Origin of the sequence: Rhizobium sp. 007 (assembly GCF_015353075.1) — a bacterium.
GTDB lineage: Bacteria > Pseudomonadota > Alphaproteobacteria > Rhizobiales > Rhizobiaceae > Rhizobium.
Genome location: NZ_CP064188.1, coordinates 1967151 through 1980320 on the forward strand (window position 1 = coordinate 1967151; position 13170 = coordinate 1980320).

Sequence of the window (13170 nt, forward strand, 5' to 3'; positions counted from 1 at the left end):
CAATGCTGTCCTTTATAAGGTTCGATTTCGCGGGAGACCCTAACTCGAAAGTAAACGAATATTCAATATTTCGATTTCTTTCGTTTTAATTTAAGTTTACGATTGCGCGCGCTAACGTATGCCAACTTCGGCCTTTCGCTCGTCCTTTGAACAGTACGGTCGACCACATATTTTCGATTTTCGAAAGATCGGCACCGCAACCTGTTCGGAAGCCAATTCGGGATCACACATGCTTGCAGAACAACGGCGACATCAGATTATGCTGGAACTTCAGCGGACCGGCCAAGCGCGCACCAGCCAGCTGGCGGAAAATTTCGGCGTATCCGAAGTGACCATCCGATCCGACCTGGAAATTCTGGATGCCAAGAAGCTGCTCATCAAGACACATGGCGGTGCGATAGCTTTGCCGGCCAGTTCGCCCGCGGCAGCCTTCGAAGAACGTATGAACCGCAATTTCGATGCCAAACGACGCATCGCTCAGATGGCGGCACGCCAGATCATCGACAACCAGTCCGTGGTGTTTGACAGCGGCTCGACGCTGCTGCAGGTGGCCATGCAAATGCCGCCGGTCAACAATGTCGTGGTGGCCACAACCGCCATGAATATTGCGCAGCATCTGATGTATCGGCCAGGCTTGGACGTGCACATGATAGGCGGTCGAGTCTTTCCCAGCACTGTCAGCACGATTGTCTCGGATTCAGACAAGGCCGTGGGCGGTCTCGTTGCCCACCAGGCGTTTCTCAGCGCTCATGCAATCGATCACTCATTCGATGTCGTCGATGTCTCGGAAGACATTGCACGGACCAAACGAAATCTGGTGCGCATGGCGAGGCGCGTGATCCTTGTGGCGGATTCCAGCAAGTGGGATATTGGCGCCTCATCCAAGGCATTTTCGCTTTCACGGGTCGATTTGATTATTACCGATACGGGCATGCCGCATGGGATTCGCAGTCGATTGGACAAGCTGGGAGTCGAAGTGCGCTATGTATAGAGGCGGCACTACGCTGTCGATTGTGCTTTATGTAACAAAAAATTTTGCGCATGCGATATTGTCAGGCTACAAACGCCGTTTGAAAGCCCTCACACTGATTGCCTTTGCGACATCAGCTGACGCAGACGTTCCTTGGCGCAGTGCAACCAGAATTGCCAATGGATAAGATGACGATCAAAACCATGGACGATTTCGCACGGTCCTGCGGCGTTTCTCGTCCAACGCTTTCGAGGTATTTCGATAGCCCGAGCAGCGTAAAGCCGATGACGCGCAAACGCATCGAGGACGCGCTGTCGGCATCCGACTACCGTCCCAATCTCTATGCCCGCAACCTCAATCGCAAGAGGACGCGGAACATTGGCATTCTCGTGCCTGTCATAACGGATCCATTCTATGCCGAAATGGTCAACCGTCTGGAATTACTCGTTCGCGGCGAAGGTTACTGGCCAATCGTAATCTCGTCCCACGGCTTGCCAGATCTTGAAGCCGAGGCTGTGAACACGCTGTTGTCATTGAAGGCTGCTGGCGCGATCATCGCACCTCTAGGCCTCGCTTCCGAGCCTGGCATCTTCGAAAAACTTCGGGAGAGCATTCCCATTGTCTACTTCGATACGTTCATCGAAGGCAACACGCCGTTCATTGGCAACAACAACGCCCAAAGCGTTGCGACAATTGTCGACTATCTTTGTCGATCGGGCGAGCCGCCTACATATTTCGACATTCCGCATGTCAATCACAATTCCGGGGAGCGGCTGGCAAGCTATATCGCCACGATGGAGTCGCTCGGATTTGAACCGGTCGTGTTTGGCGACACTGAGAGTTACAGCTGGAATTTCGAACATATGGGGTATGAGCAGACCGATGCACTGATCACGGCTGGTACGCTCCCGGGCACGACAATTCTTTGCGCGAACGATCGCCTCGCCTTCGGCGCGATGGCAGCCGCCCATGCGCGCGGCCTACGCGTCGGCCGCAGGAGCGATAGTGATCTTCGCATCGCCGCCCATGACGACCACCCCCTCAGCCGCTATACTTGCCCGCCATTGACGACAATGGCACAGGACTTCACGGCCATGGCGCGCAGCAGCGTCGACACGCTGCTTTCCATGCTGGACGAATCCGATGATTCCGCACAGGTCATTGCCCGAAAAATCATATTCGACGGTACATTGGTGATGCGTCAGTCGGCGTGATCGACAAGGCTGCGCCATCCGGCAACTGCCTCTTCCACCGCCCGCCGCGCCGCCGGAATGTGCCGCCCCATGGAAACGAAGCCATGAATCTGATCCTGCCAACGCCGCAGAATTACGGGGATACCCGCCTCGGCAAGCCGGCGGGCATAGGCCTCCCCTTCGTCTGCGAGGATATCATGGCCCGCAATCGCGATGAAGGCCGGCGGCACACCCGCGACATTGTCGACGATCAGGGGAGAGACGCGCCAATCAACGATATCAGCCGCATCGCGGACGTAATGATCCCGGAACCAACGCATCGTCGAGGTGGTCAAACCGTATCCTTCCGAAAACCTGACATAGCTGTCGGCTGTCTGTCGGGCATCGGTGTTGGGATAGAGCAGAAGTTGCGCCGAGATTTTCCGCGCAGCGCCATCTCGCGACAGAAGTGATAAGACAGCGGCCAGGTTGCCGCCGGCGCTATCGCCCGCGACCGCGATCCGGTCAGGATCGATACCAAGCCAACTTGCCTGCTCCACCACATGGGCAAGAGCCGATACGCAGTCCTCCAAGCCCGCCGGGAACTTGTGCTCCGGCGCCAGCCGATAGTCGGGGCAAAATACAATACAGGCACCGATATTTGCAAACCACCGGCAAATCTCGTCATGCGATTCAAGCGTGCCGACAACCCAGCCGCCACCATGAAGGTAGAGAAGCGCCGGCGCGTCCGCGATCGGAGCACCCACGCCGCGATAGATCCGGAGCGGGATCGGGCCGCCCGTGCCAACGATGGTCCTGTCCTCGATGGCGGCAACCAGTTCGCGATCGCCCTGCAATGTCGGGCAACCGGCGTCATAGGCAGCGCGCGCCTCGTTGGCTGTCCCGAGTTCAAAGGGTGACTGGTTGGCGGCGCGACCGAGTGCCAGGACATGCGCGGCGCCGGGATCCACTCGATGTTTCATCGCTTCACCTCAAGCAAGCAGGCTGCGGGCCTCATCTTCGCCGAGCAACGGTGGTCGCGCAACTGTGCCCGCAACCGCGACCGCGCTCCGGCTCTCGCTGGATGCCAGGGTCGCTTCCATGATCTCGAGAACATGAAGCGCTAAATCGCCGGAGGCGCGCGGCGCCCTGCCCTCGCCAAGCGCGCGGACGAGATCGGCAACGCCCAGCATGCGATAATTGGCGCGGTCGGGAGCGTTATACGGCCAGTTCGGCGCGCCATACAGCTCCCCCTCGCTTTTGAAATTCTTCCATTCGGCACCGCGCTCGGAAAGCGAAACTGTTCCGCCGAAGGTATCAGGATCGGGCAGGCGCAACGAACCTTCCGTGCCGTGCAATTCGATCGGATGATTGGAGTGTCGAAAGACATCCCACGACGCACCGAAATTCACCGTCGCACCCGACTGAAACTCGAGAAGCGAGAGCACGCTGGTCGGCGTCCCGACCTTGAACGTGGTGTTCTTGAAGGGGCCGTCAGCGGTGATCAACCGCTCTTCTTGGCCTTTCGTCGCCATCGCCATGACGCTTTTCACCGGGCCGAGCAGATTGACGAGCATCGTCAGATAATAGGGGCCCATGTCAAAGAGCGGGCCGCCGCCGGGCTGATAGTAGAATTGCGGATTGGGGTGCCAATGCTCCATTCCGCGGCCAAACATGAAGGCGGTGCCGCTGACCGGGCGGCCAATCGCACCTGCATCCATCAGGCTTCGCGCACGGCGGCCGGCAGCGCCGAGGAATGTATCGGGAGCGGAACCCAACAAACGACCGCGACTTCTGGCTTCGGCCACAAGCTTGCGGCCCTCGGCAGCCGACGTGGCGAGCGGCTTTTCGGTGAAGACGTGCTTGCCCGCAGAAAGCGCCGACATCGTAACGTCGAAATGGACGGCCGGGATCGTGAGGTTCACGACAAGGTCGACTTCGGGGTCGGCCAACAGCGCATCGACCTCCATTGCCCGGATGCCGTATTCCTTCGCCCTCAGCGCCGACATGTCGGATGAGATGTCGGCACATACCCTCAATTCGACTCCGGCAAACAGGGCAGCGTTGCGCAGATATGTCATCGAGATATTGCCGCAGCCGACAACGCCGATGCCCAGCCTGGTTCCCAAATATGCTTTCATAAATTGGCCTCCCCCGCCAATTCAGATATTTCGATTATCGATGGGCATCGCTGCCACGAACAGGCGCCATAGAAACATTTTATTTCTTGACGCGCGATAATTTTTTATAAAACATGCGGAAATAGAGACCCGGCAGCGGTGCGTGGCTCGCCAGGGAGGTAGACGTTACTAAATTGAGACGGGCAACGAACGTCGCTTAGCGAGCGCGGGGAGGAGAATCGCGGGGCAGTGCTTTTTCAGTGAACATCTTGCTCTTTGTGGTTTTGGGTTTCAACAGCGGCGCCAGGCGATCTCTGCTGGCATGGTGGACACATCAGATCTCACTTTCAGAGCGTGGGGTTTCGCCCCCCGTCTCACCCATCATGCCAACGGCGCCGATCATCCCGGTTCAGCGGCATATGATCGAAAGCCTGACGCCGGACGATATCAAGGAATTGGCATGAGTAGCAAAGACCTGAAAGTTGGCTGCCAGACATTCACGTGGGAAATGCTTGGGAAAAACTGGAATGGCGGTCCGGACGAACTGCTGGAAGCCATTGCCGAGGGCGGCTATGCGGGCATCGAGATTACCGACACGATGATCGGCCACTACGCAGATAGTCCCAATGATTTCGCCGCGAGCCTTCAGAAACATGGCCTGACGCTGGTGGCTTTCGCGATGGGCTCGAAAAGCGGCTTTACCGTCAAGGAAGAGATCGAGAACGACCTCAGGACCACACAGCGCTGGATCGATTTCGCGGCCGTCTTTTCCGGCGCCCTCGTTTCGATCGGCTCGGCGACAGTGGTCTCCGAAGGACCACGGAAGGCGAAATTCGAGATCGCCGCGGAGTTCTACAATCGGGCTGGCGAACTGGGCAAAGCTTCGGGCGTGGATATCGCCCTGCATCCCAGTTCGCACCACAACACGCTTCTGTTCGACCGTGCCGATTATGACCGGATCTTCTCGCTTATCGACAAGAACCTGGTCGGCTGGGTGCCGGATACCGGCCATATCCTGCGCGGCCATGGGGATGTGATCGATACGCTGCGGACCTATCAGGACCGCATCCGCTATCTGCATCTGAAGGATGTCGATGCGAACGGCAAATGGGCCATGCTTGGCAAGGGGGTCTGCGATACGCCCGCCGTGATCGACATCGTCGCTGCGGGGCCGCGCTTCAATGGCTGGCTGGTACTGGAAGAGGAATCGGACACAGCCGCCGCTGACCCTGCGACTGCCGTCAGGACGAACCGTGAAACGATGCGCCGCTACGGCGCCTGAGGAAGAAGTCATGATCCGCAAGGAAGACCGTCGGCTGCGTGTGGGCGTGCTCGGCTGCGGCCCGATCGCACAGTTCGCCCATCTCGAATCCTGCGCGAAGGCCAGGAATGCCGACCTTTATGCAATATGTGACGCAGCGCCCGACCTGCTTGCGCGCATGGGCGCGACATACGAGCCTCAGAAGATGTATGCCGATTATGACGCAATGCTTGCCGACGCGGAGCTCGAAGCCGTCATCATCGCCACATCAGACGCCTATCATGTGCCGATGTCGATCAAGGCGCTCGATGCTGGGAAACATGTGCTTTGCGAGAAGCCCACGGGTTTGACGATCGAGGAAGGCCAGGCGCTCGCCGACGCCGTCAAGCGATCCGGCAAAGTGCTGCAGGTCGGTCACATGAAGCGTTTCGACCCAGCGCTGGAGGCTGCACGGGATTTTGTCCGTGACGATATCGGCGAGATTTTCGCGCTGAAAGCCTGGTACTGCGACTCCACCCACCGCTACACAAATACCGACGCGGTCCAGCCACTGCCGATCACCAGCAAGTTCGCCAGAAAACCCGCCGGAAATCCCAAGGCTGACCTGCGCCAGTATTTCATGCTGGCGCATGGCTCGCATCTCGTCGATACCGCCCGTTTCCTGTGTGGCGGGATCGTCGCGGTCCGAGCCCGCCTTCTCGAGCGCGCCAACGCCTATTGCTGGTTCGTGGAAACCGAGTTCGCCAACGGCGCGCTCGGTCATCTCGATCTGACGGTCGCGGTGCGCATGGACTGGCATGAGGGCTTCCACCTCTATGGCGAAAATGGTTCAGTAATCGCCAAGACCTTCAATCCCTGGTACCTCAGGGCGAGTGAGGTCGAGATCTTCCACGAGAAGGACGCCACGACCCGCAAGCCGCTGGGAGCCGATGGGCACTTCTTCCGCAGGCAGCTGGAAGGGCTTGCCGATACCGTGCTGAACGGCGCACCGATGCGCGGTGCCGATATCCAGGACGGCATCGCCTCCATCCGCGCCATGGTCGCCATCGCCCGCTCGGTAGAAACGGGCGAACGTGTGGAACTCGCAACCGTCACGGGATCGGTCTGATGCAGCTCGGCATCTTTGCAAAGACCTTCCCCGGCACCGATCCCCAGCGAGTACTGTCAGCCGTGCGTGAAAGTGGCTTTGCGACGACACAGTTCAATCTCGCCTGTGTCGGCCTGCCGTCGATGCCGGATGCAGTGGCACCGGAAACGATTGCCGCGATCCGGGCGGCATCCAGAGAAACCGGTGTTTCGCTCGCGGCCCTTTCAGGCACATATAACATGGCCCACCCGGACAAATCCGTGCGGGATATGGGGTCTAAACAGCTCAAGATAGTGATCGAAACAGCAGCAGCCTTGCAGATCCCGCTGGTGACGCTTTGCACCGGCAGCCGCAATGCCCAGGATCAATGGATGTATCATCCGGACAATGCGCTTCCATCTGCCTGGGCCGATATGGCGGCCGAAATGGAAAAGGCGCTGGGGTTCGCCGAGCGGCACGACATCGCTCTTGGCATCGAGCCGGAACAAGCAAACATCGTCACGTCTGCCGCTGATGCAGTGCGGCTGATCGGAGAGATGGGTTCGAAGCGGCTGCGCATCGTGCTCGATCCGGCAAATCTCTTCGAGCGGGCGTCGCCAGCCGAAGTGTCCGACATCGTCGAAAGGGCGATCGATATCTCGGCTGGTCATGTGACGATGGCCCATGCGAAGGACCGCCATGCCGATGGCCGCTTCGCGACAGCGGGTCAGGGCATCGTCGATTTCCCTGCCTTTGTCGACGGTCTGCGCGTGACCGGTTTCGACGGTCCGCTCGTCACGCACGGCCTTGCGGCAGTGGAAGCACCCGCCGTCGCCAGATTCCTTTCGGATCTGATCCGATGAAGACGCACATCACCTTCAGACGAGACGATACCGACCTTTCAATCCACGACTGCGGGACAGGCAGCGCCTTGGTCTTTCAACACGGGCTCGGAGGCAGCGAGGCGCAGGTCGCACAGGCTCTCCCTCAGGGACTCGACTGGCGGCGGATCACCACTGAGTGCCGCGGGCATGGCAGCTCGACGCTTGGCACGCGACGCCCCTTCTCGATTGCGATGTTTGCAGCCGACGTCGTCGCCGCTGCAGACGAAAAGGGGATAGGCCGGTTCATCGCCGGCGGCATCTCCCTGGGCGCAGCCATCGCGCTGCATTTGGCAAAAACACATCCCGAACGCGTCAAGGGCCTCATCCTGGTACGCCCGGCCTGGTCGTTTGCCCGCGCCCCCGACAACCTCGCACCGATCCGCGAGATCGCGGCATTGCTTCGATCCCGTTCGCTTGCCGATGGGCAGGCGCTTTTTGCAAAGTCGGCGACGGCGCAACATCTGCGTGTGGAAGCGCCGGACAATCTTGCTTCCCTGCTCGGCTATTTCGAACGCCCGGATGCCTCAGCCTTCGCTGACGTGCTGGGCGACATCGCTTCGGATGGAACCGGCGTTTCGCAAGAGGACGCGGCAAATCTCGCTATTCCCGCCCTCGTCCTCGGCAACCGGCAGGATGCCATTCACCCTCTCGCCGTCGCACAATTGATGGCTGACACGCTTCCAAATGCGCATTTCCTCGAAGTGCCTGCGAAGGCGGCGGCGACCGAAGCTCATTTCGCCGCGGTCCGAACAGTCATTCTGCAATTCCTCAACACAGAATTCAAACATCGGAGCGTTGCTCACCTATGACGGCGAAATCTCTCTCGGGCGGCGCCATCGCCGCATTGCCCCGGCACAGACTGCTCGGCGAGTTTTCGCTCTGGTCCGCAGATCTTGCCAACATGGAGCGCGACCTTCACCGCATCGAGCCTTATGTCGATCTTCACCATATCGACGTTGCCGACGCGCGCTTCACGCCCGGCTTCCTGTTCTTTCCCGATTTCGTCGCCCGCATTGCCAAGCTGACGGCAAAACCTATTCATGTGCATCTGATGGTCGAGGCCGAGATTGTCGAGGAGCAAACACGCCAGTTCATCGAGGCGGGTGCCGATCTCGTTAGTGTTCATGCCGAGACCGGCGAAGCCGGTTTGCGCGCGGTCGAACTCGCAAGACAGCTTGGGGCCGAAGCCGGCGTCGTACTGCGGCTGGAAACTTCGGTCGCCGAGGCAGAACCGTTCCTCGCTAAGGTCGCCTTCTTCACGCTGCTCGGGACCTCGATCGGCGTCAAGGGACAAAGCCTTTCGGACAAAGCCTGCGACCGACTGCGCGAAGCGCGGTCGTTGATCAAGCGTGTCGGACGCGAAAAGGCGATTGTTCTTGCGGCAGACGGCGGCATTCGTGAACAGACCGTTCCACTGTTGCGGGCAGCTGGGGCGGAGACGGTCGTGCTCGGATCGCTGGCGTTCGGCGACAAGGATCTGCCGGGCCGTATCGCTTGGCTGCATGCTTTGGAGACCCAGCCCTGATGAGCAGGATTGCACTTGCATTCGATCTGGGTGGAACGGAGCTGCGCGCCGCGCTGGTTGGCGACGGCGGCAATTTGCTGGCGTTCGCGTCCATGCCAACGCTTGCGAAGGATGGACCGGATGCGGTCATCGAGCAGATCGCGATGCTCGCGGAGAAAACCTGCTCGGAAGTTCCCGACGCCCAGCCGCTTGGTATCGGCATCGGAGCGCCCGGCCCGCTCGATCCAGTCGCGGGCATCCTTACCGCACCACCGACCCTCTCGGGCTGGCGCGAAGTACCCCTCGCGAGCCGTCTTCAGGACCGCTTAAACCTGCCTGTGCGGCTGGAGAACGATGCGAACGCCGCCGCTCTCGGCGAATGGCGTTTCGGGGCCGGCCGCGGCGCGGCCTCGCTGGTTTTCGTCACCGTGTCTACCGGCATTGGCGGCGGGGTGATCTCCGATGGCCGGATCGTGCATGGGCGCCGTGGGCTCGCAGGCGAAATCGGCCATATGACCATCACGAGCGAGAGCGAACGATGCCTTTGCGGGGCGGTGGGCTGCTTCGAGGCGGTAGCGTCGGGTACTGCGCTCGGCCGGCGTGCTACTGCTTTAACAAAGCCAGGCGACGGCTCGGCGCTGCGAACGCTGTCCCACGACGGCGACGTGACGGGCCGACACGTCGTCGAGGCGGCGCGCAGCGGTGACGAAACAGCACTTGGGCTGATTGACAGGGAAGCCCGCTGGTTGGGTATCGGCTTTACCAATCTGCTCCATCTCTACTCTCCCGACATGATCGTCATGGGCGGTGGAATTTCCTATGGCTATGATCTCCTTCGAAAACCCATCGAGGCCACCATTCAGGAGCGAGCGATGCCCGCTTATCGCGACGTGCCGGTTGTGCCGGCGCAGCTCGGCAGGCATGCCGGTTTGGTGGGCGCCGCTAGCTTGATCTTTCTCAATTGAAAGATATTCGCAAATGGTCTTTTACGACGTGGAGAGTTCCAGTGCCTGAAGTGCGACTTCGCAGATTGTCGCGCACAGCAGCGAATTGGATGGATGCGTCATCTTCAGTCCCCATCGGTTTGCTCGAAGATGAGCCAGGCGGTGCCCTTTTCTGCGATTCGTGTCCTGCGAGCGTCTTGAACCCGCTCTGCCTGCCGTTTGGTGTAAGGCCCCATTGGCTGAGTCCTTTGTTCGCCGCAGCGGATCTGGCAGTACCACTTATTGTCGTTCGAGAAGATATCGACCGAGGTAGATGTCTCGTGAGGCTCATGCTTGGCGATCTCGTCGATAAACTTAATTAGCCTTGAGTAGTGCTTGGCGGGTGCAACTTGCACGCCAGAACCGAGATTGTGAAGTAAGCTCGACATAGTCAGCTCCATTTCCATCACTGCGGCGGTGCGAACCGTTGCGGCTGTGCATCGTCAGCGGGCCGCCATTTCACGCTCCATCGCCACCTCGATCGTCAGATTGTCGATGTCACGGGAAATCGAAGCGGCAGCCAATAAATGTCCGTCACGCTTGAAGCGCAGCAGACAGTCCCTGCCAGTGATGTCCCCTTCGACCGTGATCTTATCCCATCGTTCGGCGTGGCCGACATAATTGATCCTGACGTCGTAGTGCTGGCTCCAGAAGAACGGCACGGCTGCGAACTTTTCATTCTGACCGAGCATATTAAGCGCCGCGGTTTGCCCCTGCCTCTCGGCGACCACCCAATGTTCGACGCGAATGTCCTCTCCGCTATAGGGATCGGGCCATCGCGCAATGTCACCGGCCGCGAAAATTCCAGGGGCGCTGGTTTGCAAAAAGCTATTCACGGCGACACCGCGATCAACAGTCAGCCCTGCCATTTCTGCGAGGCTGGTCCGCGGTCGTACGCCGATGCCGGCGACAACGAGATCAGCGGGCAGCGTTTTGCCGCTGCGAAGTTCCACCTCGTTGCCATTGATACTGCTCGCGATGTCCTCCATGTGAAAAACGACGCCGTTCTTCTCGTGAAGGGCCCGGATAAAATCGCCCATCTGTGGACCCATAACCCGCCCCAGTGGCTGCTTGTGGGGTGCAACGACTTGGACGTCCATTCCGCGAGAGCGCAGGGCGGCGGCGACCTCGAGGCCGATAAAACTGGCGCCAAGCACGACGACGCGCTTGGCAGTCTTGGCCTGCTCAATTATGGCCCGACAATCGGCAAGCGAGCGTAGCGTATGAACATGGGGCTGGTCGGCGCCTGGAATGGTCAGGTGAACGGGTTCTGCACCGGTCGCAAGTAGCAACCTGTCATAGGGAATCGAGCCTCCGCCAGCGAGGATGACCTCACGGGTGTGCGGATCGATGCGAACCGCTTGCGTACCGAGACGAAGGTCAATCTGGTTTTTCGAATAGTAGCCCTCTCCCCGCAGTGGGACCCAGTCCTCCGGCGCCTTACCGGACAGGTAGTCCTTTGAAAGGTTCGGTCGGTCGACAGGTGGCGCTTCGTCGTCGCTGAGCATGACAATGCTCCCAGGATACTGCTCGCGCCGCAGCCTCTCGGCCGCGGCAAAGCCGGCCGCACCGCCGCCGACGATGACGATCTTCCCCGGCATTGCTTCCGCAGACGGCTCGCGTGTTGTTGGTTCTGCACGCTTGCGCTTTCCGACTACGAAGATCTTGCCGTCGCGTTGCTCCACCGACCAGCATGCCAGCGGCCTGAAAGCCGGTGCGCGCAGAGCCTCGCCAGTCCTCAAGTCGAAACATGCGTGATGCCAAGGGCAGCGAACGGTGTCGCCGGAGACCAGACCGTCGACGAGGGGACCGTTGTAGTGCGTACAATGTGCGTCCACGGCGAATATCTGCGGCCCGCGACGCATGAGCAGCACCTGCGCATCGCCGCAATGGCCGACAAGCTTACTGCCGTCGGGAAGATCGGCAAGTCCGATACCTCGCACCAAATCCGGCCCAGTTGTGTTTGTCTGCTTAGGAGTCATTCGTCTTCTCCCTTGGCTTTAGAGGTCTCCTCGGCGGCGCGAAGGGCGAACTCTGTTTCGCGGTGCCTTTGATCTCAATGTTGCGGCTGCCGGTCGCCATCTCTGCCCGGCAGCTTGTTGTCATTGGACGCGTTAAGCAAACGAATTTAATAGCTTGTTGCGTGCAATTTTGTTGCTGGATGTTTCGTTCAAGCACCGATCAGCAAGTTTACAGAATCGCCTTGTGGCCCCGCGGTGAAGAAGACCGATGCGGCAATTGACTATTGGGCCAAGGAACTGGCGCCAAGCACTCACTTGCGGAAATGGTTCGGACACGACCGAGCCGGTTGGGAGGAATTTCGCAGCCGATATTCCACGGAGATCCGGGAGCATCGCGACGAATTCGATCGATTGCGCGACCTGGCGCTGAAAGGTCCCGTCACGCTTGCTTACGGAGCGAACGACGCGATCCACAACGATGCCGTCGTACTCGGGGAGATCTTGCTGGCGCATCGATAAAAACCGCCTGTCGATAGCGCGAGTGTTTCCGACGACTGGCGTGGATGTCGGTGGCGGCCACGCGATATGGGTTGTGCCGGTCGCGCAACTGGCTCGTCCGAAACTACCGCCGCGGCGATAGACGAAGTATCTGCTGCCAACCGCGCCAAGCGTCGTGAGGAGGTCGCCCTCGCTCTCTTCTCTGATCGACATGGTTTGTCCTGTCGTGCTGCGTGTCAATGCTGCGCGGGCTTGAAGACGAGTTCAGGCCAAGACAACTGACGCGTGCAGCACGGAGCGCTTGGAATTACCAAAGCTTACCGGGCGACCAGTATTTAGCAAACGAATTTGATTGACATTTGAGCGCAACGTTTATGCTATTCTTCAATGGACATTGAACTCGCCCGTACGTTCTTGGAAATAGTTTCAACGGGAAGTTTTATTCGCGCCGCTGAACGCTTGAATGTTGCCCAGACCACCGTCAGCGCGCGTATTCGCAACCTCGAGCAACTGCTTGGCCGACCGCTCTTCGTTCGGAATAAGGCGGAGCGTCTCTCACGCCGGCTGGCGAGCAGTTCCTGCGCCACGCACCGGCGTTCGTCCAGTTATGGCAGCGCACTCGTCAACAGGTCGCCGTGCCGGCAGGCCACCGAGCGGTGCTAACGATAGGCAGCGAAGTCACGCTTGCGCAACCACACCTGCTGAACTGGGTCAGATGGATTCGTCATTCCCTTCCCGATATCGCGCTTCC

At 59.5% G+C, this 13170-nt stretch carries 13 protein-coding genes and 1 pseudogene; 10 read left to right on the forward strand and 4 right to left on the reverse strand.

The features are described from left to right. The first annotated feature begins 229 nt into the window (after positions 1 to 229). Both ISN39_RS30340 and ISN39_RS30345 read left to right on the forward strand, forming a co-directional pair. Positions 230 to 991 (forward strand): DeoR/GlpR family DNA-binding transcription regulator, encoded by a 762-nt coding sequence (locus ISN39_RS30340; RefSeq protein WP_022713936.1) that lies wholly within the window; start codon positions 230 to 232, stop codon positions 989 to 991. Positions 992 to 1149: 158 nt separating this feature from the next. Then, positions 1150 to 2184, forward strand: a complete 1035-nt coding sequence (locus ISN39_RS30345; protein ID WP_074071340.1) for a LacI family DNA-binding transcriptional regulator — start codon at positions 1150 to 1152, stop codon at positions 2182 to 2184. On the opposite strand, the gene ISN39_RS30350 is transcribed toward ISN39_RS30345, so the two are convergent. Together ISN39_RS30350 and ISN39_RS30355 are read right to left on the reverse strand one after the other, a co-directional pair. Continuing rightward, entirely contained in the window at positions 2172 to 3125 is a 954-nt protein-coding gene (locus ISN39_RS30350; protein ID WP_194731619.1) for an alpha/beta hydrolase, read from the reverse strand. The genes ISN39_RS30345 and ISN39_RS30350 overlap by 13 nt on opposite strands. Before the next feature lie 9 nt (positions 3126 to 3134). Further along, positions 3135 to 4283: a Gfo/Idh/MocA family oxidoreductase gene (locus ISN39_RS30355; RefSeq protein WP_194731620.1), complete on the reverse strand. Its 1149-nt coding sequence runs from the start codon at positions 4281 to 4283 to the stop codon at positions 3135 to 3137. A 439-nt stretch (positions 4284 to 4722) separates the two neighbouring features. Between ISN39_RS30355 and ISN39_RS30360 the strand changes: the two genes are divergently transcribed. The 6 genes from ISN39_RS30360 to ISN39_RS30385 are packed head-to-tail and all read left to right on the forward strand — an operon-like array spanning position 4723 to position 9942. Continuing rightward, positions 4723 to 5544 (forward strand): sugar phosphate isomerase/epimerase, encoded by an 822-nt coding sequence (locus tag ISN39_RS30360; RefSeq protein ID WP_194731621.1) that lies wholly within the window; start codon positions 4723 to 4725, stop codon positions 5542 to 5544. Positions 5545 to 5554: 10 nt separating this feature from the next. Continuing rightward, positions 5555 to 6631, forward strand: a complete 1077-nt coding sequence (locus tag ISN39_RS30365; protein WP_194731622.1) for a Gfo/Idh/MocA family oxidoreductase — start codon at positions 5555 to 5557, stop codon at positions 6629 to 6631. Beyond that, positions 6631 to 7452, forward strand: a complete 822-nt coding sequence (locus ISN39_RS30370; RefSeq protein WP_194731623.1) for a sugar phosphate isomerase/epimerase — start codon at positions 6631 to 6633, stop codon at positions 7450 to 7452. Before ISN39_RS30365 ends, ISN39_RS30370 begins: the two co-directional genes overlap by 1 nt. Then, positions 7449 to 8282, forward strand: coding sequence for an alpha/beta hydrolase (locus ISN39_RS30375; RefSeq protein ID WP_194731624.1), 834 nt, complete (start codon positions 7449 to 7451; stop codon positions 8280 to 8282). The genes ISN39_RS30370 and ISN39_RS30375 overlap by 4 nt, the downstream gene beginning before the upstream one ends. Beyond that, positions 8279 to 8998 carry a ribulose-phosphate 3-epimerase gene (locus ISN39_RS30380; protein WP_194731625.1) on the forward strand — a complete coding sequence of 240 codons (720 nt, stop codon included), beginning with the start codon at positions 8279 to 8281 and terminating at the stop codon, positions 8996 to 8998. Before ISN39_RS30375 ends, ISN39_RS30380 begins: the two co-directional genes overlap by 4 nt. Beyond that, entirely contained in the window at positions 8998 to 9942 is a 945-nt protein-coding gene (locus tag ISN39_RS30385; protein ID WP_074071331.1) for an ROK family protein, read from the forward strand. Before ISN39_RS30380 ends, ISN39_RS30385 begins: the two co-directional genes overlap by 1 nt. 104 nt (positions 9943 to 10046) lie before the next feature. Here ISN39_RS30385 and ISN39_RS30390 read toward each other — a convergent pair whose 3' ends face one another. Further along, a complete protein-coding gene (locus ISN39_RS30390; RefSeq protein ID WP_194731626.1) occupies positions 10047 to 10349 on the reverse strand; it encodes a hypothetical protein in 303 nt (100 codons plus the stop codon). Between the two features lie 54 nt (positions 10350 to 10403). Next, positions 10404 to 11942: an FAD-dependent oxidoreductase gene (locus ISN39_RS30395; RefSeq protein ID WP_194731627.1), complete on the reverse strand. Its 1539-nt coding sequence runs from the start codon at positions 11940 to 11942 to the stop codon at positions 10404 to 10406. Positions 11943 to 12176: 234 nt separating this feature from the next. Between ISN39_RS30395 and ISN39_RS30400 the strand changes: the two genes are divergently transcribed. Together ISN39_RS30400 and ISN39_RS30405 are read left to right on the forward strand one after the other, a co-directional pair. After that, on the forward strand, positions 12177 to 12440 hold the full coding sequence (locus ISN39_RS30400; RefSeq protein WP_246763473.1) for a DUF488 family protein: 264 nt from the start codon (positions 12177 to 12179) through the stop codon (positions 12438 to 12440). A 366-nt stretch (positions 12441 to 12806) separates the two neighbouring features. Then, positions 12807 to 13168, forward strand: a pseudogene (locus ISN39_RS30405) (LysR family transcriptional regulator); the annotation flags it as partial. Positions 13169 to 13170 lie beyond the last annotated feature (2 nt).